Here is a 21,875-nt window from a genome sequence, read left to right on the forward strand (position 1 = left end):
CAGGGGGTCGCCCGGGACAGCCGGGCGGCCCCTTTGTCATGCCCGCCTACAGGTCGTTGGCCGCGTTCAGTTCGCTGCTCGTCAATCCGTCGCCCTCGGGGTCGATCGGATTGACCGGCTCCAGGCCGATCAGCGCCTCGATGTCGACGGCCAGCATGGTGAGGTCGAGCTCGGCGACCTTTTCCACCTTCTGCCGCGCCAGGGCGTGCTTCAGGGCCTCTTCGATCTGCTGCGTCCTGAGGGACTCGTCAACCATTGCCATCGATCTTGATTCCCCCGTCGTCGACGCGGATCTCCAGCGCCGGGCGCTGCGACTGCTGGTAGGCGATATAGACGCCGAAGCCGACGGCAAGCGCGGCCAGCGTGGCGATCACGATGTAGAGCGAGCTTCTGGTCATGCCGGGACCCTTCAGTTGACGCTGCCGGGGTGCAACGCCGCAGCCCGGCATTGGTTCAACCGGCGATCAGCCTGAGTGCATCGACAAAGCGCGCCACGCCCTGGTCCAGCGATGCGGAGTTGTCGATGGTGACGGCACTGACGCCTTCCGGCACCGGCGCGCCCTCGCGCGCCAGCCGCGCCGCAACCTCGTCGGCGCCCTCGCGCCCGCGCCCGGCCAGGCGCCGCGCCCGCACTTCCGGTTCGGCGGTCACCAGCAGCACGTGGCAGCTGGGGTATTTCTCGATCGCCCGCTCGATCACCCGGCGCGAGGTGTTCACCACCACGACCCGGCCCGCGACCATGGCCGCCTCGATCGCGGCCGGCACGCCATAGCACAGGCCGTGCGCCTCCCAGTCGAGGGCATAGGCGCCGCGCAGCTTCTGCCGGGCGAACTCGGCCGCATCGATGCTGTCGTGATCCTCGAGCTCGACCATCGCCTGCCGCGTCACCACGCGGCGCGGGAAGGTGAAGCGCGGGTCCCCCGCCAGCGCGGTCTTGGCCGCCCCGATCAGCGTGTCCTTGCCGGCGCCCGAAGGGCCGACGACGAGGACGAGGGCCCCCTCGCTCATCAGCTGACCCGCTTGCCTTGCCGCCACACCCCGCGCACCACCGGCACGGGGTCGGTGCGCCGCACGCGCACCAGGTCGGCGCGCTTGCCCACCGCGATCTCCCCGCGGTCGTTGAGATGCGCCGCCTCGGCCGGGCGCTTGCTCACCATCTGCACGGCCTGCGGCAGCGTGATGTTGTCGGCCCGCTCCGGCAGCAGGAACGTCGCATACATCAGCGCGAACGGCACGTAGTCGGAACTCAGCACGTCGAGGACGCCGGCCTTGGCCAGCTCGGCTGCGGAGATATTGCCGTTGTGCGACTTGCCGCGCACCACGTTCGGCGCCCCCATCAGCACGGCGAGCCCGGCCGCGTGGCAGGCCCTGGCCGCGTCCATCGTGGTGGGGAATTCCGCGATGCTCATGCCGTCGCGTACCGCCTCGTCGACATGCTCGACCGTGGCGTCGTCGTGGCTGGCGAAGGCGAGGCCGATCTCGCGGCCGCGCTTCAGGATCGCGGCGCGGTTGGCGTCGGCGTACTTGTCCCGTTCCGCCTGCCGGTCGGCGATGAACTGCGTCATCTCGGCATCCGAAAAGCGCATCTTCTTCTGGTAGTAGGCGACGTAGTGGTCGAGCGTCACATACTGCCGGGCGCCCGGCGTATGGTCCATCAGCGAGGCCAGCCCGACGATCGGGTTGGCGCAATGCGCGTCGAAATGCTCGGCCACGTCCGGTGTCGCCAGTTCGCAGCGAAGGTGGATGTGGTGGTCGGCCCTGAGCCGGTCGTCGGCATCGGCATGCGCCACCGCCTCGACCATGGCAGCCACGTCCTCGGTGATGTCGCCCGTCTCCGGATCCGAACCGATCCGCACCGCGTCGAACACCGTCGTGATGCCGGCGCCCGCCACCTGCGCGTCATGGCTCTGCAGCGCCGCCAGGGCGTTCCAGGTGACCCCCGGCCGCGGCCGGTAGTGGTTCTCGAAGTGGTCGGTGTGCAGTTCGACGAGGCCCGGCACGACATAGTCGCCCTCGACATCTTCGCCGACCCGGCCGGTGCCGGCGTCGATCTCGGCGATCACCCCGTCGCGCACCAGCACGGAGCCCTCGATCACCTCGTCGGCAAGCACGATCCTGGCGTTAGCGAGCGCGAATTCGCGCATCGGCAGTCTCCCCGGTCAGCATGAAATCGTCGAGCCGCGCGAACGGTGCGCCGGCCTCGGGCTCGTGGAACAGGACCAGCCTGTCCACCGCCATGTCCGCTTCGGCCAGCGGGCCGAAGTGCTCGGCCGCCGCCTGCATGTAGGCCGCGCGCTCACCTTCCGGCAGCCGGTCGGTCAGCGTCATGTGCAGCTGGAACTGCTCGAACACGTACGGATAGCCGTAGCCCTCGAGCAACTCGAGCTGGCGTGGGCTGAGATTGCCGTTCTTGACCCGCCGGGCCCGTTCCTCGTCCGAGGGCGGGGCGCGGAACGGATCGAACGTCTCGACCACGTCGCCGGCAAAGGCGGTAAGCGCCTCGCTCTGCGTGGCCGGAATGAGCGCCAGGAAGCCGTCGATCAGCGCCAGCTTGATCGGCCCGATCGCCACCGGCTCCGTCGCCGACACGTACTCGTCCAGCGCCGCCTCGAGTTCGGCGCGTGTCCTGCCCTCGGCCAGCGCCATCGGCGCCTTTATCGTCGCGTGGAAGCCGTAGCGCCGGGCCGAGATGCTGCGCTCGAACAGCGCGTTCCTTGCCGTCGCATGCAGCGGTCCGTCGATCGTCGCCCCGGTCAGCGGGTCGCGGCCCAGCCATTCGGCGGCCTTGGCCCACAGCGGATCGTCCGCGGCGGGCGCATAGTAGATGGCAAAGCGTTCGGGCATCGGCGCGGCTCGGCTGGAAGTCGGGGGTGACTAGCCGGGTTCGATGTCAGTTTTTTGTCAGCCCGGCAAGCCGGCCGCCGAACTCAGAGCACCCTGGCGCTGCACGGCGCCGATTGCGGCGCGGCGCCCGGCAGCACATTGTCGGCCACCAGCGTCTGGCCGCCGGCGAGCGGGCCCAGCAGGGCGAAGAAGCCGACCTGGCCCTCGCTCTTCAGCTGCCACTTGATGCGCGTGCCCGGCGGCAGCTCCTCGGCGCTCTTGTTCACCACCACGATGGCGTTGGGCTGGCTGGCGACGGCGCAGTCGAGGGCGACCTGCAGCCCGAAGTGCCGGGCCTGCAGCGCCGGTTCCTCGACATAGTCCGAAGAAGAGGAAGACCGCTCGACTCTGGTCGGCGACTTCGGCGTGCTGTCGACGATCTCCGTCTTGTCGATGGGGAGGCCCCCGCCGGGTGCGAGCGGTACAACTTCTGCGGCAATGGCCGGCACACACATCAGTATCGCGAACACGACGCCCGCGAGGGGACGAATAACGTTCATTTCGGTTCCTGGCGTAGGGCCATCCGGTCGCGTCCACGACCGCCTGACTATGACTTTGCTTTTGTGGGCCGGCAACTACCGTGTGACTCTTGAACCCCTGCTGAGGTTCCCGTTTAGCCGACGTTCAGCCAACCGTTGCGCAACCGCTACACCTGCGGGCCGGTCCCTTGCCGCCCTATTTGGGCAATGCAGCCGGTTGCACAAGGCGATCGCGGAATGATGATGAAGATGGCCGGCTTGCACCAGGCGCATGCCCCCGCCACTATGCCGGCAACAGGGATGACGACACGCCTCATGGACCGGGACCTTCTCGAGCGGCTCTATCATCGCGCCGTGGATGCTGCGCAGCCTCAGCATGCCATAGCCGCCAACCTGCCCGCCCCGCCGGCCGGCCGGACCATCGTCATCGGGGCCGGCAAGGCCTCGGCCCAGATGGCGCAGGCCTTCGAGCGGGCCTGGCCGTACCGCATCGACAAGGGCCTCGTGGTCACCCGCTACGGTTATGCCGTCCCCTGCGAGCGCATCGAGATCGTCGAAGCCGCCCATCCCGTTCCCGACATTGCCGGCTACCTCGCCGCCCGCCGGCTGATGGAAACCGTCTCCGGCCTCAGCCACGATGATCTCGTGGTCGCGCTGATTTCGGGCGGCGGCTCGGCGCTCCTGCCGCAACCGGCCGCCGGTCTCAGCTTCGAGGACGAGCAGGCGGCCAACGAGGTGCTGCTCGCCTCCGGCGCGCCGATCTCGGTGATGAACGTCATCCGCAACGAACTCAGCGCCATCAAGGGCGGCCGCCTCGCCGCCATGGCCGCTCCCGCCCGCGTCGCCACCCTCGTCGTCTCCGATATCCCCGGCGACGACCCCTCCCTCGTTGCCTCCGGCCCCACCGTGCCCATGGCCACCACCCGCGCCGAGGCCCGCCACCTCGCCGCCCTCTATCGGTTGAAGCTGCCGCAGCCGGCCGAAGCACTGCTCGCCTCCGACGCCAACCCGGCGCCGGGACCGGCCGACCCGCGTTTCCGGCACAACTCCACCCGCATCATCGCCTCTGCGGCCCTGTCGCTCGACGCCGCCGCCGCCGCAGCGCAGGATGCCGGGTTGCAGGCGCACATCCTCTCCGACGCCGTCGAGGGCGAGGCGCGCGACGTTGCCGGCGTGCTCGCCGCCCTGGCCCGCGAAGTGAGCCGGCGCAACCGCCCCTTCGCCCGGCCCGCAGTTCTCCTTTCGGGCGGCGAAACCACCGTCACCCTGCGCGGCACCGGCCGCGGCGGCCGCAATGCCGAGTTCCTGCTCGCCTTCGCCATTGCCGTCGAGGGCACTACCGGGATCACCGCGCTTGCCGCCGATACCGATGGCATCGACGGGGCAGGGGACAATGCCGGCGCCGTCTGCGACGGCACCACCGCCGCGCGCATGCGGGCCGCCGGCATCGACCCGCGCGCCGCGCTCGCCGACAACGACGCCTACAACGCCTTCCGCGCCATCGGCGGCCTGTTCACCACCGGCCCCACCGGCACCAACGTCAACGACTTCCGCGCCATCATCGTCAGGTAGCCGCCGCCGCGAGGCGGATCATTCCTCGACCCAGCTGTCGAAGTCGCCGTCCTTGGTCAGTCGCGCCACCATGTAGCCGCCGCGCTCGCGCGGCCGCACTTCATAGTCGTACCGGTGTCCGTCCATGGCGCGCTGGATGTTGGCTGCGCTCTCGGCGCTCTCCTTGCTGCCATAGACCTGCGGCACGCTGCCGCCTTCGCTGACGAATGCCCGTGACATGGCCGTCTCCTTTGCGACCACCATACACCAACCGTCCCCGGCCGGACGATTTTGCGTGTCGGGGAACTTCCCTTCCGCCCCGACTTCCCCTTAAGTGCGCCCCGCTTCAGGGAGACGCCGCACATGGCCAGAAAGAAGATCGCCGTCATCGGCATCGGCAAGATCGCGCAGGACCAGCACCTGCCGGTGATCGACAAGAGCCCGGACTTCGAGCTCGCCGCCTGCGTCTCGACCCGCGGCCTCGGCCATCGCGACGTCCCGGTGTTCAGGACCCCGGCCGAACTCTACAAGGCCATGCCCGAAGTCGGCCTCGTCGCCATCTGCACGCCCCCGGGCGTGCGCCACGCCTTTGTCCGCGAGGCGATCGACGCCGGCAAGGACGTGCTGCTGGAAAAGCCGCCGACCCCCACCATCACCGAGTTCGAGGACCTCGTCGCCTATGGCGAGAAGAAGGGCGCGGTCCTGTTCCAGACCTGGCACAGCCGCTACAACGCCGCCGTCGAGGCCGCGAGGCTCATCCTCAAGGACGAGGGCGTCGCCTCTGTTCGCATCGACTGGCGCGAGAGCGTGCGCAAGTGGCATCCCGGCCAGGAGTGGGTATGGGAGCCGGGCGGCTTCGGCGTCTGCGATCCGGGCATCAACGCGATGTCGATCTTCACCAGGATCATGCCGTTCCCCGTCTTCGTCGAGCGCGCCACGCTGAAGTTCCCGGCCAACCGGCAGACCCCGGTCGATGTCGAGATCGTCTTCAAGTCGGTCCACAAGCATGCCCCGAAGATGTCGGCCGGCTTCAACTGGCTCGAGGAGTCGGGCGAGATCTGGACCATCGCCATCGAGACCCGCAAGGGCACCCAGCTGAAGCTCGAAAAGGGCGGCACCGTGCTCAAGGTCGATGGCACGGAAACCGTCGCCAATCCGTCCGAGGAATACGAGGCGATCTACGAGCGCTTCGCCAAGCTGCTCAGGAAGGGCAGGTCCGAGATGGACGGTGCGCCCCTGCGCCTCATCGGCGACGCCTTCCTGCTCGGCGCGCGCGAGAACGTGGAAGAGTTCCACTGGTAGTTCAACTGCCGCCGCCGGACTTGGGCTAGACATTTGGTGCACTGGTGCATCGAGTTCCAGCTCGGTACACCTACCATACCAGATGAGGAGGACCGCATGTACGAGACCTTCAACGGCTCGGCGCACCCGCTTGCGCCCAAGGAAATCGCCATCACCGCGCTGCCCGACGACGAGCGCGTCTGGGTCCCGCAGGCCGAGGGCGTCTGGTTCCGCCCGCTCTTCCTCAACACGCTCCAGGGCCAGTGGTGCAACCTGCTGCGCGTCCGCCGCGCCGGCATCCTCTCCAGGCACCTGCATCCGCAGCCGGTGCACGGCTACGTCATCAAGGGCCGCTGGCACTATCTCGAGCACGACTGGGTCGCCGAGACCGGCTCCTATGTCTTTGAACCGCCAGGCGAAATCCACACCCTGACGGTTCCCGAGGATTGCGCCGAGATGATCACCTTCTTCAACATCTCGGGCTGCATGGTCTATCTCGACAAGGACAACAGGCAGGTCGGTTTCGAGGACGTCTTCACCAAGATCGACATGTGTCGGAAGCACTACGAGAAGGTCGGGCTGGGCGCGGATTACGTCCACCAGTTCGTGCGCTGACCGGACTTCCCCTCACCCTGACCCTCTCCCCAGAGGGGAGAGGGGACGCGAGACCACCGACAGTGCCACATCGCCCCCTCTCCCCTCTGGGGAGAGGGCCGGGGTGAGGGGCAGTACCGAGGACAAAACATGACCTGGGCCACCGAATTCTTCGCCAATAAGTCCGTCGTCATCACCGGCGGCACCTCCGGCATCGGCCAGGGCATCGGCCGCGCCTTCGCCGACGCCGGGGCGACGGTCCATGCGACCGGCGCCACCCAGGCCGAAGTCGAAGCCGGCGCCAAAGCCGAGCCGCGCTTCCGCTACACCCAGCTCGACGTGCGCGACACCGAGCAGGTCGCGGAATATGCCAGCGTTTTCAGCCACATCGACGCGCTGGTCAACTGCGCCGGCATCATCTTGCGGGGCGGCGAGTTCAGCGTCTCCGGCTTTGAGACGGTCATGGACATCAACCTCAACGGCTCGATGCGAACGGCCTATGCCTTCCGCGACAAGCTCGGTGGCGGTGCGATCCTCAACATCGGGTCGGTTTCGACATTCCGCGGTGCCCAGCACGCACCGGCCTATGCCGCTAGCAAGCATGCCGTCGGCGGGCTCACCAAGTCGCTGGCCGCGGCGTTCGCAGCCGAGGGCATCAGGGTCAATGCGCTGGCGCCCGGCTGGATCGAGACACGCTTCACCGCCGAGCCGCGCGCCAACGAAGCCCGCAATGCCGAGCTGATGGGGCGCACGCCGCTCGGCCGCTGGGGCACTCCTGCCGACCTCGCGCCGGCTGCTCTATTCCTCTGCTCCCCGCTGGCCGGCTTCATCACCGGCGCCATCCTGCCGGTCGACGGGGGCTACCTCATCGCCTGACGGAGCCGGCGGGTTCACCCTTGGCGCGCAGAAATAGAGCGCCTGGTTGATCGCATGGAGCGAACCCGAGAGCGAAATTGCCCGGTCGATCGAGGCGCCGGCCTGCGGGTCGACATAGACCAGCCCGGCATTCTTCAGCAGCGCGATGATCGGGGCGACGTCGCCCCCGATCCGCGCATGGTAGGGCGAGCCGTCGGCGACGGCCGTCACCGGGAACCGCTCGCCTTCCTTGTCGAACTCCAGCACCCACCGCCCGGCGTCGCCGCCCTCGCGGCTGGTGTGGATGTGCACCCCGACCGAGAAATCGTCCTCGCAACGCACCGCGAGGCAGGCAAAGGCCTCCGGTGTCGAGCCATAGGTGCAACCCAGCGCCGCTCGGTCGCCCTCACCAGGAAGCGGTGAATAGTGCCAGCCGGCCTCCTGTGCGAGGGCCGGGGCGGTGAGCATGATGCTGGTAGCAGCCACCAATGCCCACCCCATCCACGATGTCATTCCGGCGAAGGCCGGAATCCATCTCTCCGCCCGCGCTGGCGGAACCATGGACCCCGGCCTGCGCCGGGATGACATCGGTGTGTGGGGTGGTGCAGTGCCCAAGCCTAGTTCCCCGCGTCGGTGAGTACCTTCAGGTCCTCGGCACTCAACGTCAGGCGCGCCCCGCGGGCAAGGCTCTTCACCTGCTCGACCGAGGTGGCCGAGGCGATCGGCGCCGCAACGCCCGGCTGCGCTGCGACCCAGGCAAGCGCGATCTCGCTCAGGGCTGCGCCGGTCCGCGCTGACACCTTGTCGAGCGCAGTGAGAATCCTGAAGCCCTTGTCGTTGAAGTAGTTGTCGATCACGCCCTTGCCGCGATGGCTCTTGGCGGCGTCCTCGGGCTTTCGGTACTTGCCGGTGAGGAAGCCTCGCGCCAGCCCGAAATAGTGGATGCCGGAAACCTCTTCCTTCACGCACAGTTCCTGCAGCGCGCCGGAGAACTTCCTGCGGCTATAGAGGTTGAACTCGTTCTGGATCGTGTCGTAGCGCGCAAAGCCTCTGCGCCTCGAGATCTCCAGCGCTTCGCTCAGCAATGACACATCGTGGTTGGAGGTGCCGATGAACCGCACCTTGCCCGCCTTGACCAGGCGGTCATGGGCCTCGAGCGTCTCTTCCTGCGGCGTGTTCGGGTCGGGCCAGTGGCTCTGGTAGAGATCGATATAGTCGGTCTGCAGCCGCTTCAGCGAATGCTCGACTTCCTCCATGATCCACCTGGCGCTGAGGTCGCGGTGACCCTGGCCCATGTCCGAGCCGACCTTGGTGAACACGAGCACCTTGTCGCGATTGCCGCGCGCCTTGATCCAGCGCCCGATGACCTTCTCGCTCTCGCTGTCGTTGCCGGGGATCCAGCGCGAGTAGGAATCGGCCGTGTCGATGGCCGTGAACCCTTCCGCCGTGAAGGCATCCAGGATGTCGAACGAGGTCTCCTCGTCCACCCCCGCGCCGATGACGTTGGTGCCCAGCACGATCGGGTCGATGAAAAGCTGGGAGCGGCCGAGGCGGCGCTTTGCCATGAATATCTCCAATGGAATGCTGTGGTCGGGAGGGAAGGCTACGCTAGCGCTGTGCGGTCCGGGTGCCAAGCGAGCCAGTTGCGATCATGGATACGGTCGGAGAACGGCTCGCTCACCGCGGCTGGATCAGGTCCCACTTGTTGCCGTAGAGGTCTTCGAACACCGCAACCGAGCCGTAGGCCTCGTGCCGCGGCGCCTCCAGGAACCTGACGCCCCGCGCCGAATAGAGCGCGAAGTCACGCTCGAAATCGTCCGTCTCCAGAAAGAAGCCGACTCGCCCGCCGGTCTGGTCGCCGATGCGGGCCCGCTGCGCCTCGCCCTCCGCCACCGCCAGCAGCAAGCGGGCCCCGCCGGCTGCAGGAGCCACCAGAACCCAGCGCTTGCCGCCGCCCAGCGGCGTGTCCGTCACAACGACGAATCCGAGCGTGTCGCGATAGAAGGCGATGGCCTCGTCGTAGTCGCTAACGACGAGTGCGATGGTGGCGATGGATTGCGTCATCCTCAGAAACTTTCCTCCGGTGCTGCTGCGGACAAAGTTGCCGGCAAGCCCGGCTCCGCAACCGATTTACCTGCCCGATTCCCGGCGCGTAGTCTTGCTTTCCATCGGTCGGCCAATCCTTGGGCATCCATTCCTCCGGCCGTCGGTCCTTGACCAATTGGTCAACTCCCCATTGCGCAGCCAGGGAAAAAGCGCTTTGTTGCCGCCCAAGCTCCGGCCGGCCAAGGGGGAACACCTTGCCGTTGAACGCCGGGGCGCAATGCTATTCGGGAGACAAACATCATGAAATTGATGCGCACTCTGCTTACCGCAACCGCGCTTGTCGCGGTGATGGGCGGCAGTGTCTATGCCAAGCAGCTCGTATTCTGCTCGGAGGCCTCGCCGGCGCACTTCGACCCCGGTCCGACCGCCGGTGGTAACGATTTCGACGCTTCTTCGCGCACCATCTACGATCGCCTCGTCGAGTTCGAGCATGGCGGCACCGCCGTCACTCCGGGCCTCGCCGAGAAGTGGGAAGTCTCGGCCGACGGCCTCGAGTACACCTTCCATCTGCGTCCGGGCGTGAAGTTCCACACCACGTCCTATTTCACCCCCACCCGTGACCTGAACGCAGACGACGTGATCTTCTCGTTCGAGCGCCAGTGGAAGTCGGACAATCCGTGGTACCAGTACCTCGAGGGCCTGAGCTGGGACTATTTCCAGGGCATGGACATGCCCAAGTTCCTCAAGTCGATCGAGAAGGTTGACGACCTGACGGTCAAGATGACCCTCACCGAGCCCAACGCGCCGATGATCGCGAACCTCGGCATGGACTTCTCTTCGATCGTCTCGAAGGAATATGCCGACCAGCTCGCCGCTTCGGGCAACCTCGCCGACTTCGCCAACAAGCCCATCGGCACCGGCCCGTTCGTCTTTGTCGACTACCAGACCGATGCCGTCATCCGCTACCAGGCCTTTGCCGACTACTGGCGCGGCAAGGTTGCCATCGACGACCTGATCTTCGCCATCACCACCGATCCGGCGGTGCGCGCGCAGAAGCTCAAGGCTGGCGAATGCGACATCATGAGCTACCCGGCCCCGGCTGACATCGAGGGTCTCAAGGCCGACGCCAACCTGAACGTCATGGAACAGGAAGGCCTCAACATCGGCTACATGGCGTACAACACCACGATTGCCCCGATGGACAACGTGAACGTCCGCAAGGCGCTCTCGACGGCCATCAACAAGAAGGCGATCGTCGATGCCGTCTACCAGGGTGCCGGCCAGGTCGCCAAGAACCTGATCCCGCCGACCATGTGGTCCTATGACGACGCCATCGTCGACACCGCCTACGATCCGGAAGCGGCCAAGAAGATGCTGGCCGACGCCGGCGTGTCGGGCCTGACCCTCGATCTCTGGGCCATGCCGGTCAGCCGTCCGTACAACCCCAACGCCCAGCGCGTTGCGGAAATGATCCAGGCCGACTGGGCCGCTGTCGGCGTCACCGCCAACATCGTGACCTACGAGTGGACCGAGTACCGCGAGCGCGGCAAGCAGAAGGACCGCCCGGGCGCCTTCCAGATCGGCTGGACAGGTGACAACGGCGATCCGGACAACTTCTTCGCCACCCTGTTCTCGTGCTCGGCCATCGGCGTCAGCAACTACTCCAGCTGGTGCAACCAGGACTTCGAGACCGCGATCCAGGACGCCAAGAAGGTTTCCGACCAGGCCGAGCGCACCAAGCTCTACACCAGGGCCCAGGAGATCTTCAAAGCCGAGGAGCCCGCCATGACGATCGCTCACTCGAAGGTCTTCATGCCGATGAACAAGCGCGTCCAGGGCTACACCATGGATCCGCTCGGCATCCACCGCTTCGACAACGTCGACGTGACCGAATAATCGGCTAAAATAAGGGGGGCGGCACCGCGGGATACTCCCGACGGCGCCGCCCCTTGGCATACCCAGCATGCTGCGCTTCATCCTCCAGAAACTGGCCTTGATCGTTCCGACCATCATCGGCATCACGATCGCGTCCTTTGCTTTCATCCGCCTGCTTCCCGGCGACCCCATCCTTGCGATGGCGGGCCAGCACGGCGTCACGCCGGAACGCTACGAGATCCTCAAGGAGCAGTTCGGCTTCAACCTGCCGATCTGGCAGCAGTACTTCAACTATGTGGGCGGCATCCTGCAGGGCAACTTCGGCATCTCGCTCGCCACCAAGCGCCCCGTCATCGCCGAGTTCATGACCCTGTTCCCCGCAACGGTCGAACTGGCGCTCTTTGCCATGCTGATCGCCGTGATCCTGGGCATTCCGGCCGGCATCTTCGCCGCCATCAAGCGCGGCTCGTGGTTCGACCAGGTCACCATGGGCGTGGCGCTGACCGGCTACTCCATGCCGATCTTCTGGTGGGGCCTCCTGCTCATCATTTTCTTTTCCGGCTATCTCGGCTGGACGCCGGTGTCGGGCCGCATCGCGCTGAACTTCTTCTTCCCGCGCGTCACCGGCTTCATGCTGATCGACAGCCTGCTCGCAGGCAAGCCGGACGGCTTCGTCTCTGCCTTGCGTCACCTGATCCTGCCCGCCATCGTGCTCGGCACCATTCCGCTGGCCGTGATTGCGCGCCAGACGCGCTCGGCCATGCTCGAAGTGCTGGGCGAGGACTACGTGCGCACTGCCCGCGCCAAGGGGCTCGAGCCCCGCCGCGTCGTCGGCGTCCACGCCTTCCGCAATGCGCTGATCCCGGTTGTCACCACGATCGGCCTTCAGGTCGGCCTGCTGATGGCCGGCGCCATCCTCACCGAGACGATCTTTTCCTGGCCCGGCATCGGCAAGTGGATGATCGATTCCATCGGCAAGCGTGACTATGTCTCCGTGCAATCCGGCCTGTTGCTCATTGCGTTGATCGTCATGGCGGTGAACCTCGTCGTCGACATCCTCTACGCCGTCATCAATCCGCGCATCAGGGTGCAGTGATGAGCACGGACGCCGCAACGCCCACCGTCGCTGCCGGCCCGCTCGCGGGCCTGCGCGAGTTCTGGTACTATTTCTCGATGAACAAGGGGGCCGTCCTCGGCCTCGCCGTATTCGTCCTCCTGATCCTGGTCGCCATCTTCGCGCCGGTCCTCGCGCCGTTCCCGCCCGACCAGCAGTTCCGTGAATTCATCCGCATGGCGCCGCCGTGGGCCGGCGGGACCCAGCCGCAGTTCCTGCTCGGTACCGACGAGGTCGGCCGCGACATCCTTTCCCGTCTCATCCACGGCTCGCGCTATTCCCTGTTCATCGGCTTCTTCGTCGTCAGCGGTGCGCTCCTTGTCGGGGTCACCCTCGGCCTCCTGGCCGGCTATTTCCGCGGCTGGGTCGATGCGCTGATCATGCGCGTCATGGACATCATCCTCGCCTTTCCTTCGCTGCTGCTTGCCCTCGTGCTGGTGGCCATCCTCGGCCCCGGGCTGTTCAATGCGATGCTGGCCATCGCATTGGTGCTGCAGCCGCACTTCGCGCGCCTCACCCGCGCCGCCGTGCTCTCCGAAAAAAGCCGTGAGTACGTGACTTCGGCCAAGGTCGCCGGGGCCGGGCACCTGCGGCTGATGTTCATCACCATCCTGCCCAACTGCCTCGGGCCGCTGATCGTGCAGGCGACGCTCAGCTTCTCCAACGCCATCCTCGAAGCTGCCGCACTGGGCTTCCTCGGCATGGGCGCACAGCCGCCGACGCCGGAATGGGGCACCATGCTGGCCCGCGCCCGCGAGTTCATCACCTCGGCATGGTGGATCGTCACCATGCCCGGCCTCGCGATCCTCATCACGGTTCTCGCCATCAACCTGATCGGCGATGGGTTGCGCGATGCGCTCGACCCCAAGCTCAAGCGGAGCTGAGGCCGATGCCCCTTCTCGAAGTCAAGAATCTCACCGTCTCGTTCGATACCTCGGTCGGCGTGTTCCACGCCGTGAAGGGCATCGACCTCCATGTCGACGCCCGCGAGGTCCTCGCCATCGTCGGCGAGTCGGGCTCGGGCAAGTCGGTGGCCATGCTTGCGGTGATGGGTCTCCTCCCCGCCACCGCCACCGTGAAGGCCGACAAGCTCAGCTTCGACGGGCGCGACCTGTTGAACATCTCGGACAGCGACCGGCGCAAGATCATCGGCAAGGACGTTGCCATGATCTTCCAGGAGCCGATGACCAGCCTCAACCCGTGCTTCACGGTCGGCTTCCAGATCGAGGAAGTGCTGCGCTTCCACCTCGGCATGGGCAAGGCGCAGCGTCGCGCCCGCGCCGTCGAACTGCTCGAGCAGGTCGGCATTCCCAATCCGGCCGAGCGCCTCAATGCCTATCCGCACCAGATGTCGGGCGGCCAGAACCAGCGCGTCATGATCGCCATGGCCATCGCCTGCAAGCCCAAGCTGCTGATCGCCGACGAGCCCACCACCGCGCTCGACGTGACCATCCAGAAGCAGATTCTCGACCTCCTGGTCCGCCTCCAGGCCGAGCACGGCATGGGCCTGATCATGATCACCCACAATATCGGCGTCGTCGCCGAGACGGCCGACCGCGTCGTCGTGCAGTACAAGGGCAACAAGATGGAGGAGGCCGGCGTGCTCGAACTCTTCACGACGCCCAAGAGCCCGTACACGCGGGCCTTGCTCGCCGCCCTGCCCGAGAACGCCACCGGCGACCGGCTGCCGACGATCACCGGCTTCGATTTCGAGGAGGCCCGCTGATGGCCAAGGTCCTCGAAGCCTTCAACATCGTTCGCGACTACCATATCGGCGGCACCCTGTTCGGCGGCGGCCGTACCGTGCATGCCGTGAAGGGCGTCAGCTTTTCGCTCGAGCAGGGCAAGACCCTCGCTGTCGTCGGCGAATCCGGCTCGGGCAAGTCGACGCTTGCCCGCATCCTCACCCTGATCGACCGACAGACGGCCGGCGAGCTGAAGATCGACGGCGAGATCGTCGATATCGCCAAGACCGGTGTCACCAAGGCCATGCGCCGCAAGGTGCAGATGGTGTTCCAGAACCCGTACGGGTCGCTCAACCCGCGCCAGAAGATCGGCGACGTGCTGATGGAGCCCCTGCTGCTCAACACCGACATGCCGGCTGCCGAGCGCCGCGAACGTGCCCTCGACATGCTGGTCAAGGTCGGCCTGCAGCCCGAGCACTTCAACCGCTACCCGCACATGTTCTCGGGCGGGCAGCGCCAGCGCATCGCCATTGCGCGCGCCATCATCCTGCGCCCCTCGCTGCTGGTGCTCGACGAGCCGGTCTCGGCCCTCGACCTCTCCGTCCAGGCCCAGATCCTCAATCTCCTCGCCGACCTGCAGGACGAGTTCGGGCTCACCTACGTGTTCATCAGCCACGACCTCAGCGTAGTGAAGTACATCGCCGACGACGTGATGGTGATGTACCTGGGCGAGGCGGTGGAGCAGGGGACCCGCGACAAGCTCTTCTCCAGTCCCGAGCATCCCTACACCAGGGCCCTGTTCGCCGCGACGCCGCGTGCCGACGTCGAGAGCATCAAGACCCGGTTGGCAAAAAAGGCAGCGCTGGCAACGACCTGAGCGGTTTTGAGCGCAGGCCTTAAGCCGGTGTTAAGCCCGGGCCCGTAGCTTCCCCTGATGCTACGATCGCCGGTGTCCCTCCTTGCCCATGGCTGCCGCTTCCACATTGGCAAAGGCCATTAAGGCGCGCCACCTGAAAGAGGCTGACCGCCCGGCCTCGGCACTTGCCGGCTTCACGCTCTGGATCGCACTCCCGACTCTCGCCGTTTATGTCGGCGTGTGCGCGCTCGTCGTCGTCGCCATGCACCTCATGAGCTCGGAGATGAACGCCATCGACTCCGACCGTGGCCAGAAGGCCATCGCCGCCGCGGTCGATTCCCTGGTGGTCGGCCTGGGCGAAAGCGCCGCCGACGAGGCCACCTGGACCGAGGCCTACATCAACACCTATGTCGAGCCCAACCCGGCCTGGCACGATGCCACCTGGGGCTCCACCGCCCGCATCTCCGATACCTACGACACCGCGATCCTTACCGACGTCGACGGCAAGATCGTCTTCGGCGAAAGCGCCCGCGGACCTGTGAGCGGCAGTCTGGCGGACGCATTCAGTGGGGCCGCCGAGCTGCTGGCGGAACTCGAAAGCGAGATCAGCCATTCGGGCGACGGCGCCACCGTCGCCCATCTGTCGCGCAACAGCCGAGGCGCCGTGGCGCTGGCCGCCGCCGTTGTCCGGGGCAATTCCGGGCAGGCAGGCATTCCCCGGGAGCACCGGCGCATTCTCTGGCTCGCCAAGCAGCTCGACGACGAAATGCTGCGCGGCGTCGCCGCCCGCTTCGAACTGCCGCTGCCGCGTCTTGTGCGTGTCCCGCAGGATGGCCACGACTCCATGGTGCTGAAGGATGCGGCCGGGGCCGACATCGCCACCATCGACTGGAGCCCGCGCCGCCCCGGCGATCCTGCCTTCGCCCACACCATCACCGTTGCGGTGATGGTCATGCTGGTCATCGGCGTGCTGGTCTTCCTCGTCCTCGCGGCCTTCCGTCACAGCATCAAGCTTCGCGCCGTGGCTGACGAGCGCGATTGGTTCAACGCCCGCTACGACCCGGCCACAGGCCTGCGCAACCGCTTCGGCCTCGAGGAGCACCTGAAGAGCCTGATCCCGAAGAAGCGCGGCGAGCGCAGCGTCACCGCCCTCCAGGTCTATGTCGACGGCCTGCCGGATATCGTGGGCCTCTATGGACGCGAGACCGCGGCGCAGGTCCTCGTTTCACTGGCCGAGCGCTTCGCGGACATGTCCGGCGGCAGCGCCACCCTTGCTCGCATCGGTCCCGCCGAGATCGGACTGGTCGAGATCGGGGAGACTTCCGCCATCGACCTGGGCGCGCTGGCCGAGAAGATCCTCGAGACGGCCTCGGATCCCGTCCCCGTCGGCGCCCTCAAGCTCAAGATCGGCGGACTCAGCATTGGTCTGGCCTCCGCTGCTGCCACGCGCGACGACGTCGGCAACGTGATCCGCATGGCCGAGGCCGCGGTGGCCAAGGCGCGCGAGACCGGCGGCAATCACACCGTCGTCTATACCCCGGCCATCGAGGACGAGCGGCGTCGCCGGATCGAGCTGCAGACCGATATCCGCCGAGGGCTCGAGGCTTCCGAATTCGACCTCGAATACCAACCGATCATCGATTTCCGCACCCAGGCCGTCATCGGCGTCGAAGCACTGATGCGCTGGAACCGCCGTGCTGCCGGTCCCATGGGTCCGGGTGAATTCATCCCCGCCGCCGAAGCCTCGGGCCTGATCGACGATCTGGGCATGTTCGCGTTGCGCCGCGCCGTCGAGGAGATCGGTCCGCTCGGCAACCTCAAGATCTCCGTCAACGTCTCGACCGCGCAGTTGCGGAACCCCAACCTGCCGCAGATCGTGTTCTCCGCGCTCGACGAGTGGGGGGTTGATCCCACCCGCCTGCAGCTCGAGGTCACCGAGTCCTTCCTCGTCACCCAGCCCGAGCGGGCCATCAAGCTGATCGAGCAGCTGCGCCATGCCGGTGTGCTGATCGCGCTCGACGATTTCGGCACCGGCTACTCCTCGATCGGCTACCTCAAGCAGTTCAGCTTCGACCGGGTGAAGCTCGACCGTTCGCTCGTCGCAGATATCGATGAGGATCCCGTTCAGGCGGCACTGGTCGAATCCACCATGGTCTATGCCTTCGCCATGGGCCTCGCCGTCACCGCCGAGGGCGTCGAGCGGCGCGAGGAAGCGGCGCTCCTGTCCCGGCTGGGCTGCCGCGAGTTCCAGGGCTATCTCTTCGCCCGCCCGCTGCGACTGGCCCAGCTCGAGCGCCTGATCGGCGTTGAGCCGGAACTGCGCGCGGCTAGCTAGCCGGTTTCCCGCATTGCGCGCAGCGGCCGCGCAACTCGATGGTCGTCCGCTCGAGTGCGAACCCTGTCCGCTCGGACCAGGCCACCAGGCGTCCGGTCACTTCCGGATCGGTGAACTCATCGACCCGTCCGCAACCTGAGCAGATCGCAAAGGCCGCCATGCTGACCCGGTGGCAGCCGGCATCGGCGCAGCAGACGAACGCATTGAGCGATTCCAGCCGGTGCGCGAGACCCTGCTCGATCAGCTTGTCGAGTGCGCGGTAGATCTGCAGCGGCGCGCGCAGTCCGTCCTCGCGCAGCCGATCGAGAATGTCGTATGCCGAAAGCGGGCCGTCGGCCCGATTCAACGCCTCGAGCACCAGGCCCTGGTTGCGCGTCAGGTCGCGCGGCCGTTCGTGATGGTGGTCTTCGTGACTGTGCGCCATGGCTCAGGCCTCCCGCTTGCGCTGCCACAGGCGGGCCGGCACCGCGATCGAAACAAGGAACAGGACCAGCGCGGCCACGACGATCGAGGGGCCGCTGGGCGTGTCGAACCGCAGCGATCCGAACAGCCCGCCGGTTACCGCCACCGCTCCCGCCACGGCAGCCACGACCGCCATCAACTCGGGCGTGCCGCTGACCCGCCGTGCCGTCGCCGGCGGGATGATCAGCAGCGCCGTGATCAGCAGCACGCCGACGATTTTCATCGCGATCGCGATCACCGAGGCGAGCAGCAGCATCAGGATCACCCGCGTCACCTCGGGCCGCATGCCTTCGGCCTCGGCGATGTCGGCATTCACTGTTGCCGCCAGCAGCGGTCGCCACATGAGCACCAGGGCGCCCAGGATCACCGCCCCGCCCAGCCAGATCACCGCGATATCGGCCACCGACACCGCAAGGATGTCGCCGAACAGGAACCCCATCAGGTCGACCCGGATGCCGCTCAGGAACGCGACGACGAGGCCGATCGCCAGCGCCGAATGGCTGAGGATACCGAGCAGCGCATCGGTCGAAAGCGTATTGCGCCGCTGCAGCAGCAGCAGCGCGCCCGCTACCGCCGCGGCGATGACGAATACCCCGAGCGTGACGTTGACCTGTGCCACCAGGCTGAGCGCCACGCCGAGCAACGCCGAATGCGCCATCGTGTCCCCGAAATACGACATCCGCCGCCATACGATGAAGCAGCCCAGCGGCCCCGTGACCAGGGCCAGCCCGATGCCGGCGATGAGCGCGCGGGTGAAGAAGTCCTCAAGCATGGTCGTGTCCGTGGTGGCTGTGGCCCTCGTGCTCGTGCACGTGCTCGTGCGCGCCAACCACCCGGCCGTCCGCCTCCAGCACGCGCCCGTCGGGCAGGTGCGTGTGGTCGTGATGGTGCTGGTACACCGCAAGCGCGTTGGCCGCACGGGCCCCGAACAGGCTCAGGTATTCCGGGCTCCGCGCCACCGATTCCGGCGAACCGCGGCAGCACACGTGCCCGTTGAGGCAGATCACCGTGTCGGTGGCCGCCATCACCACGTGCAGGTCGTGGCTGATCAGCAGGATCCCGCATTGCGTCTCGTCGCGGATCTGGCCAATGAGATCGTAGAGCGCCACCTCGCCCGAGAAATCCACCCCCTGTACGGGCTCATCGAGCACCAGCAGGTCCGGTTTCCGGATCATGGCCCGCGCCAGCAGCGCCCGCTGGAACTCGCCGCCCGACAGGTGCTGGACCTCGGCCTCGGCGAGGTGCGAGACGCCCGTGGCCTCGAGCGCCCCGGCGATCTCCCCGGGCCCGTACCTGCCGGTGAGCGTCATCAGCCGCCTGACCGTAAGCGGCATCGTCCAGTCGATCGCCAGCTTCTGCGGCACATAGCCGACCCTCAGCCCGGTCCGGCGCGACACCGTGCCCACGCTCGGCTTCAAGACGCCGGTCACGAGCTTCGCGGTGGTCGACTTGCCCGAGCCGTTCGGGCCGATCATCGTCACGATCTCGCCGCGCCGGATCGAAAGGTCGACGCCCTCGACCAACCAGCGCCCGTCGCGCTTCACACCAGCCCCGGCGACATCGACCAGCACGTCGTGCCCGCGCGGCGCCTCCACGAAATTCATGCTTCCGTCCCTTGCTGACGTTCTAACATTACGTTACAGCCTAGCAGGCCGACAGCGTAATGTCATAACATTTCGTCGTTCTGAAAGGCTTCTGGCATGTTGAAGAACTTCACCCTGGCGCTGCTGGCGGCGCTCGGCTGGTCGTCCGTAGCTCTGGGGGATGTCCCCAAGGTCGTCGCCTCGGTCAAGCCGATCCATGCGCTGGTCAGCGCCGTGATGGGCAACCTAGGCACGCCCGCGCTGATCGTCAGCGGTGCGGCGTCCCCGCACACCTACAGCCTCAAGCCCTCCGACGCGCAGGCCCTGCAGTCCGCCGACCTCGTGTTCTGGACTGGTCATGGCCTCGAGCTCTTTCTCGAGGATTCGATCGCAACCCTCGCGCCTCGGGCGAAGATCGTGGAGCTCAGCGCTGCCCCGGGCATCGAACTCCTGCCGCCGCGCCAGAGCGGCACCTTCGAGCAGCACGCCGACGATCCGGCGGAGACCGGGGGCGGGCACGCCCACGAAGAGCGCGACATGCACTTCTTCCTCGATCCTGAGAATGCCAAGGTCATGGTCGCCGTGATTGCCGACCAGCTTGCCGCCGCCGATCCCGAGCACGCCGAGCTCTACCGGGCCAATGCCGCCACCGAGACGGCTGACCTCGACGCCCTGATCGCCGAGACCGCCGCGAGGCTCGCGCCGGTCAAGGATCGACCCTTCGTCGTCTTCCACGATGCCTATCAGTACTTCGAGAAGCGCTTCGGGCTGACCGTCGCGGGCTCCGTTACCGTCAGTCCCGAGATCACGCCGGGCGCCGATCGCATCAACGCCATCCGCGACAAGCTCAAGACCCTCGCCGCCGCCTGCGTCTTTGCCGAGCCGCAGTTCGATCCCCGCATGGTCAGCGTACTGATCGAGGGCACCAGCGCCCGGCACGGCGTGCTCGATCCCGAGGGGGCAACCCTCGAAGAAGGTCCCGGTCTCTATCGCAGGCTGATCGAGAACCTCGCAACCAGCCTCGTCGACTGCCTCGGCGGCTGAAGCTACTTCAACGGCCCGCGGAAGATGAAGAAGGCGCCGGCGAAGATGAGCGCGAAGCCGACCGCGTGGTTCCAGGTCAGCTTCTCGCCGAGCACGAACACGGCAAAGCCGACGAACACCGTGAGGCTGATCACCTCCTGGATGGTCTTGAGCTCGGCTGCCGAATAAGTGCCGTAGCCGATACGGTTGGCGGGCACCGCCAGCCAGTATTCCACCAGCGCGATGCCCCAGCTCGCCATTACCGCCGCCCACATCGGGGCGGCGGGGAACTTCAGGTGCCCGTACCACGCAACGGTCATGAACACGTTCGAGCCGACAAGAAGGACGATAGGCATGATCGTCTGGAAGGTCAGGGGCATGGGACACCGCGAGCGAGAATCACGCGCCCATTGATCTCCGGCGGCCGGATCGGCTGCAAGCCCGTCAGCGCGCCGGCAGCTGCAAAAGGAGCTGGTCGACGCCGCCTTCCTGCACAATCGACGCTGTCTGCCCGGCCCGGCGCCACATCGTTTCCGGCCTCGCCGGCCGCGTGGCAGAGGCAAGCTACCCGCCCCGCTTCCGCCACCAAACCCTGCCCAGACTCACAGCCGTCCGCTAGACTCGGCGGCATCGATGGAGGCCTCGCATGCGCACACTCGCCCTCGTTCCATTCCTCCTCCTTGCCGGCCCGGCGATGGCCGGCGAGATCAAGTGCGAGGGCGCCTTCGCCGCCGACAGCTCCGAGGCGAGGCTGGTCGAGAGCTTCGGCAAGGACAACGTGGTGACCGGAGACGTCCCCGGCCCCGAGGGCTCCACCGTCCTCGCCACGACAGTGTTCCCCAACGATCCCGCGCGGGCGATGGAGTTCGGCTGGTGGGACGAGGAGAAGCTCGAGCGCACCGCCTACTTCACTGTCCCCGCCGGTGATACCGCCCCCGGCGGACTGAGGGTCGGCATGACGGTCAAGCAGGTCGAGGCCCTGAACGGCGGCCCCTTCGACATGTATGGCTTCTTCTGGGACTATGGCGGCTCGGCTGGCTTCGACGGCGGCAAGCTCGCCGACCTGCCCGGCGGCTGCAACGTCTCGGTCCGCTTCGCCGTCGGCGACTATCCGGCCGATCTCGATGTCGCTGCTATTTCCGGCGACCAGCAGATCTCCTCGAGCGAGCCACTGCTCGAGACTGTGCACGCCACCATCGAGTCGATCACGGTGGGCTATCCCGACTTCTCCGCCGCCGAAGATTGACCGCCCT

The 21,875-nt window shown here is 66.8% G+C and carries 26 protein-coding genes; 12 read left to right on the top strand and 14 right to left on the bottom strand.

Annotated features, from left to right (window positions below; all coding sequences use genetic code 11):
* Positions 1 to 46: 46 nt before the first annotated feature.
* The 6 genes from J0I99_RS03695 to J0I99_RS03720 all read right to left on the bottom strand — a co-directional run bounded on the left by J0I99_RS03695 (position 47) and on the right by J0I99_RS03720 (position 3,383).
* Positions 47 to 256: a hypothetical protein gene (locus tag J0I99_RS03695; RefSeq protein WP_291395929.1), complete on the bottom strand. Its 210-nt coding sequence runs from the start codon at positions 254 to 256 to the stop codon at positions 47 to 49.
* Positions 249 to 398 carry a hypothetical protein gene (locus J0I99_RS03700; RefSeq protein ID WP_291389910.1) on the bottom strand — a complete coding sequence of 50 codons (150 nt, stop codon included), beginning with the start codon at positions 396 to 398 and terminating at the stop codon, positions 249 to 251. Before J0I99_RS03700 ends, J0I99_RS03695 begins: the two co-directional genes overlap by 8 nt.
* A 55-nt stretch (positions 399 to 453) precedes the next feature.
* Positions 454 to 1,008, bottom strand: a complete 555-nt coding sequence (gene phnN / locus J0I99_RS03705; RefSeq protein ID WP_291395932.1) for a phosphonate metabolism protein/1,5-bisphosphokinase (PRPP-forming) PhnN — start codon at positions 1,006 to 1,008, stop codon at positions 454 to 456.
* Positions 1,008 to 2,144 carry an alpha-D-ribose 1-methylphosphonate 5-triphosphate diphosphatase gene (locus J0I99_RS03710; protein ID WP_291395934.1) on the bottom strand — a complete coding sequence of 379 codons (1,137 nt, stop codon included), beginning with the start codon at positions 2,142 to 2,144 and terminating at the stop codon, positions 1,008 to 1,010. The genes phnN and J0I99_RS03710 overlap by 1 nt, the downstream gene beginning before the upstream one ends.
* Positions 2,122 to 2,844 carry a DUF1045 domain-containing protein gene (locus tag J0I99_RS03715; RefSeq protein WP_291395936.1) on the bottom strand — a complete coding sequence of 241 codons (723 nt, stop codon included), beginning with the start codon at positions 2,842 to 2,844 and terminating at the stop codon, positions 2,122 to 2,124. The genes J0I99_RS03710 and J0I99_RS03715 overlap by 23 nt, the downstream gene beginning before the upstream one ends.
* Before the next feature lie 83 nt (positions 2,845 to 2,927).
* Positions 2,928 to 3,383 carry a hypothetical protein gene (locus J0I99_RS03720; protein WP_291395937.1) on the bottom strand — a complete coding sequence of 152 codons (456 nt, stop codon included), beginning with the start codon at positions 3,381 to 3,383 and terminating at the stop codon, positions 2,928 to 2,930.
* 279 nt (positions 3,384 to 3,662) lie between these two features.
* On the opposite strand from J0I99_RS03720, the gene J0I99_RS03725 reads away from it, so the two are divergent.
* Entirely contained in the window at positions 3,663 to 4,934 is a 1,272-nt protein-coding gene (locus J0I99_RS03725; RefSeq protein WP_291395939.1) for a glycerate kinase, read from the top strand.
* An 18-nt stretch (positions 4,935 to 4,952) separates the two neighbouring features.
* Here J0I99_RS03725 and J0I99_RS03730 read toward each other — a convergent pair whose 3' ends face one another.
* Positions 4,953 to 5,153, bottom strand: a complete 201-nt coding sequence (locus J0I99_RS03730) for a hypothetical protein (RefSeq protein WP_291391632.1) — start codon at positions 5,151 to 5,153, stop codon at positions 4,953 to 4,955.
* 123 nt (positions 5,154 to 5,276) lie between these two features.
* Here J0I99_RS03730 and J0I99_RS03735 point away from each other — a divergent pair, with 123 nt between their 5' ends.
* The 3 genes from J0I99_RS03735 (at position 5,277) to J0I99_RS03745 (ending at position 7,664) form a co-directional block, all read left to right on the top strand.
* A complete protein-coding gene (locus J0I99_RS03735) occupies positions 5,277 to 6,215 on the top strand; it encodes a Gfo/Idh/MocA family oxidoreductase (protein WP_291395940.1) in 939 nt (312 codons plus the stop codon).
* Between the two features lie 96 nt (positions 6,216 to 6,311).
* Positions 6,312 to 6,809, top strand: coding sequence for a 2,4'-dihydroxyacetophenone dioxygenase family protein (locus J0I99_RS03740; RefSeq protein WP_291395941.1), 498 nt, complete (start codon positions 6,312 to 6,314; stop codon positions 6,807 to 6,809).
* Positions 6,810 to 6,938: 129 nt separating this feature from the next.
* Complete coding sequence (locus tag J0I99_RS03745) at positions 6,939 to 7,664, top strand: SDR family oxidoreductase (RefSeq protein WP_291391629.1); 726 nt, start codon at positions 6,939 to 6,941, stop codon at positions 7,662 to 7,664.
* Here the strand turns inward: J0I99_RS03745 and J0I99_RS03750 are convergent.
* From J0I99_RS03750 to J0I99_RS03760, 3 genes are all read right to left on the bottom strand, one after another.
* A complete protein-coding gene (locus J0I99_RS03750; RefSeq protein ID WP_291395942.1) occupies positions 7,587 to 8,129 on the bottom strand; it encodes a hypothetical protein in 543 nt (180 codons plus the stop codon). The two genes, J0I99_RS03745 and J0I99_RS03750, sit on opposite strands and share 78 nt — an antisense overlap.
* Before the next feature lie 131 nt (positions 8,130 to 8,260).
* Positions 8,261 to 9,208, bottom strand: coding sequence for an aldo/keto reductase (locus J0I99_RS03755; protein WP_291395943.1), 948 nt, complete (start codon positions 9,206 to 9,208; stop codon positions 8,261 to 8,263).
* 112 nt (positions 9,209 to 9,320) lie between these two features.
* A complete protein-coding gene (locus J0I99_RS03760) occupies positions 9,321 to 9,707 on the bottom strand; it encodes a VOC family protein (protein WP_291395944.1) in 387 nt (128 codons plus the stop codon).
* Between the two features lie 282 nt (positions 9,708 to 9,989).
* Between J0I99_RS03760 and J0I99_RS03765 the strand changes: the two genes are divergently transcribed.
* The 6 genes from J0I99_RS03765 (at position 9,990) to J0I99_RS03790 (ending at position 17,554) form a co-directional block, all read left to right on the top strand.
* Positions 9,990 to 11,585 (top strand): ABC transporter substrate-binding protein, encoded by a 1,596-nt coding sequence (locus tag J0I99_RS03765; protein ID WP_291395945.1) that lies wholly within the window; start codon positions 9,990 to 9,992, stop codon positions 11,583 to 11,585.
* Positions 11,586 to 11,652: 67 nt separating this feature from the next.
* Complete coding sequence (locus tag J0I99_RS03770) at positions 11,653 to 12,660, top strand: ABC transporter permease subunit (protein WP_291395947.1); 1,008 nt, start codon at positions 11,653 to 11,655, stop codon at positions 12,658 to 12,660.
* Positions 12,660 to 13,562 carry an ABC transporter permease subunit gene (locus J0I99_RS03775; RefSeq protein ID WP_291395948.1) on the top strand — a complete coding sequence of 301 codons (903 nt, stop codon included), beginning with the start codon at positions 12,660 to 12,662 and terminating at the stop codon, positions 13,560 to 13,562. The genes J0I99_RS03770 and J0I99_RS03775 overlap by 1 nt, the downstream gene beginning before the upstream one ends.
* A gap of 5 nt (positions 13,563 to 13,567) precedes the next feature.
* Complete coding sequence (locus J0I99_RS03780) at positions 13,568 to 14,404, top strand: ABC transporter ATP-binding protein (protein WP_291395951.1); 837 nt, start codon at positions 13,568 to 13,570, stop codon at positions 14,402 to 14,404.
* Positions 14,404 to 15,240: a dipeptide ABC transporter ATP-binding protein gene (locus J0I99_RS03785; protein WP_291395953.1), complete on the top strand. Its 837-nt coding sequence runs from the start codon at positions 14,404 to 14,406 to the stop codon at positions 15,238 to 15,240. The genes J0I99_RS03780 and J0I99_RS03785 overlap by 1 nt, the downstream gene beginning before the upstream one ends.
* Before the next feature lie 88 nt (positions 15,241 to 15,328).
* Positions 15,329 to 17,554, top strand: coding sequence for an EAL domain-containing protein (locus tag J0I99_RS03790; RefSeq protein WP_291395955.1), 2,226 nt, complete (start codon positions 15,329 to 15,331; stop codon positions 17,552 to 17,554).
* Here the strand turns inward: J0I99_RS03790 and J0I99_RS03795 are convergent.
* Genes J0I99_RS03795 through J0I99_RS03805 form a run of 3 tightly spaced genes read right to left on the bottom strand, consistent with a single transcriptional unit; the run spans position 17,547 to position 19,620 of the window.
* Positions 17,547 to 17,978, bottom strand: coding sequence for a Fur family transcriptional regulator (locus J0I99_RS03795; RefSeq protein WP_291395956.1), 432 nt, complete (start codon positions 17,976 to 17,978; stop codon positions 17,547 to 17,549). The genes J0I99_RS03790 and J0I99_RS03795 overlap by 8 nt on opposite strands.
* A 3-nt stretch (positions 17,979 to 17,981) precedes the next feature.
* On the bottom strand, positions 17,982 to 18,788 hold the full coding sequence (locus J0I99_RS03800) for a metal ABC transporter permease (protein WP_291395958.1): 807 nt from the start codon (positions 18,786 to 18,788) through the stop codon (positions 17,982 to 17,984).
* On the bottom strand, positions 18,781 to 19,620 hold the full coding sequence (locus tag J0I99_RS03805; RefSeq protein ID WP_291391617.1) for a metal ABC transporter ATP-binding protein: 840 nt from the start codon (positions 19,618 to 19,620) through the stop codon (positions 18,781 to 18,783). The genes J0I99_RS03800 and J0I99_RS03805 overlap by 8 nt, the downstream gene beginning before the upstream one ends.
* Positions 19,621 to 19,716: 96 nt before the next feature.
* Between J0I99_RS03805 and J0I99_RS03810 the strand changes: the two genes are divergently transcribed.
* Positions 19,717 to 20,643 carry a zinc ABC transporter substrate-binding protein gene (locus tag J0I99_RS03810; protein WP_291395960.1) on the top strand — a complete coding sequence of 309 codons (927 nt, stop codon included), beginning with the start codon at positions 19,717 to 19,719 and terminating at the stop codon, positions 20,641 to 20,643.
* A gap of 2 nt (positions 20,644 to 20,645) precedes the next feature.
* On the opposite strand, the gene J0I99_RS03815 is transcribed toward J0I99_RS03810, so the two are convergent.
* Complete coding sequence (locus tag J0I99_RS03815; RefSeq protein ID WP_291395961.1) at positions 20,646 to 21,002, bottom strand: DMT family protein; 357 nt, start codon at positions 21,000 to 21,002, stop codon at positions 20,646 to 20,648.
* 266 nt (positions 21,003 to 21,268) lie between these two features.
* Here J0I99_RS03815 and J0I99_RS03820 point away from each other — a divergent pair, with 266 nt between their 5' ends.
* Positions 21,269 to 21,868: a hypothetical protein gene (locus tag J0I99_RS03820; protein WP_291391614.1), complete on the top strand. Its 600-nt coding sequence runs from the start codon at positions 21,269 to 21,271 to the stop codon at positions 21,866 to 21,868.
* Positions 21,869 to 21,875: the final 7 nt, after the last annotated feature.

Origin of the sequence: Devosia sp. (assembly GCF_017307495.1) — a bacterium.
Classification (GTDB): domain Bacteria; phylum Pseudomonadota; class Alphaproteobacteria; order Rhizobiales; family Devosiaceae; genus Devosia_A.

Bases quoted from the DNA above. Each gene is read 5' to 3' on its own strand.
- J0I99_RS03715 (WP_291395936.1), bottom strand. From the start codon at position 2,844: ATGCCCGAACGCTTTGCCATCTACTATGCGCCCGCCGCGGACGATCCG.
- J0I99_RS03710 (WP_291395934.1), bottom strand. From the start codon at position 2,144: ATGCGCGAATTCGCGCTCGCTAACGCCAGGATCGTGCTTGCCGACGAG.
- J0I99_RS03795 (WP_291395956.1), bottom strand. From the start codon at position 17,978: ATGGCGCACAGTCACGAAGACCACCATCACGAACGGCCGCGCGACCTG.
- J0I99_RS03800 (WP_291395958.1), bottom strand. From the start codon at position 18,788: ATGCTTGAGGACTTCTTCACCCGCGCGCTCATCGCCGGCATCGGGCTG.
- J0I99_RS03755 (WP_291395943.1), bottom strand. From the start codon at position 9,208: ATGGCAAAGCGCCGCCTCGGCCGCTCCCAGCTTTTCATCGACCCGATC.
- J0I99_RS03735 (WP_291395940.1), top strand. From the start codon at position 5,277: ATGGCCAGAAAGAAGATCGCCGTCATCGGCATCGGCAAGATCGCGCAG.
- J0I99_RS03765 (WP_291395945.1), top strand. From the start codon at position 9,990: ATGAAATTGATGCGCACTCTGCTTACCGCAACCGCGCTTGTCGCGGTG.
- phnN (WP_291395932.1), bottom strand. From the start codon at position 1,008: ATGAGCGAGGGGGCCCTCGTCCTCGTCGTCGGCCCTTCGGGCGCCGGC.
- J0I99_RS03805 (WP_291391617.1), bottom strand. From the start codon at position 19,620: ATGAATTTCGTGGAGGCGCCGCGCGGGCACGACGTGCTGGTCGATGTC.
- J0I99_RS03695 (WP_291395929.1), bottom strand. From the start codon at position 256: ATGGTTGACGAGTCCCTCAGGACGCAGCAGATCGAAGAGGCCCTGAAG.
- J0I99_RS03780 (WP_291395951.1), top strand. From the start codon at position 13,568: ATGCCCCTTCTCGAAGTCAAGAATCTCACCGTCTCGTTCGATACCTCG.
- J0I99_RS03810 (WP_291395960.1), top strand. From the start codon at position 19,717: ATGTTGAAGAACTTCACCCTGGCGCTGCTGGCGGCGCTCGGCTGGTCG.
- J0I99_RS03760 (WP_291395944.1), bottom strand. From the start codon at position 9,707: ATGACGCAATCCATCGCCACCATCGCACTCGTCGTTAGCGACTACGAC.
- J0I99_RS03700 (WP_291389910.1), bottom strand. From the start codon at position 398: ATGACCAGAAGCTCGCTCTACATCGTGATCGCCACGCTGGCCGCGCTT.
- J0I99_RS03815 (WP_291395961.1), bottom strand. From the start codon at position 21,002: ATGCCCCTGACCTTCCAGACGATCATGCCTATCGTCCTTCTTGTCGGC.
- J0I99_RS03785 (WP_291395953.1), top strand. From the start codon at position 14,404: ATGGCCAAGGTCCTCGAAGCCTTCAACATCGTTCGCGACTACCATATC.
- J0I99_RS03775 (WP_291395948.1), top strand. From the start codon at position 12,660: ATGAGCACGGACGCCGCAACGCCCACCGTCGCTGCCGGCCCGCTCGCG.
- J0I99_RS03725 (WP_291395939.1), top strand. From the start codon at position 3,663: ATGACGACACGCCTCATGGACCGGGACCTTCTCGAGCGGCTCTATCAT.
- J0I99_RS03720 (WP_291395937.1), bottom strand. From the start codon at position 3,383: ATGAACGTTATTCGTCCCCTCGCGGGCGTCGTGTTCGCGATACTGATG.
- J0I99_RS03730 (WP_291391632.1), bottom strand. From the start codon at position 5,153: ATGTCACGGGCATTCGTCAGCGAAGGCGGCAGCGTGCCGCAGGTCTAT.
- J0I99_RS03740 (WP_291395941.1), top strand. From the start codon at position 6,312: ATGTACGAGACCTTCAACGGCTCGGCGCACCCGCTTGCGCCCAAGGAA.
- J0I99_RS03745 (WP_291391629.1), top strand. From the start codon at position 6,939: ATGACCTGGGCCACCGAATTCTTCGCCAATAAGTCCGTCGTCATCACC.
- J0I99_RS03790 (WP_291395955.1), top strand. From the start codon at position 15,329: ATGGCTGCCGCTTCCACATTGGCAAAGGCCATTAAGGCGCGCCACCTG.
- J0I99_RS03770 (WP_291395947.1), top strand. From the start codon at position 11,653: ATGCTGCGCTTCATCCTCCAGAAACTGGCCTTGATCGTTCCGACCATC.
- J0I99_RS03820 (WP_291391614.1), top strand. From the start codon at position 21,269: ATGCGCACACTCGCCCTCGTTCCATTCCTCCTCCTTGCCGGCCCGGCG.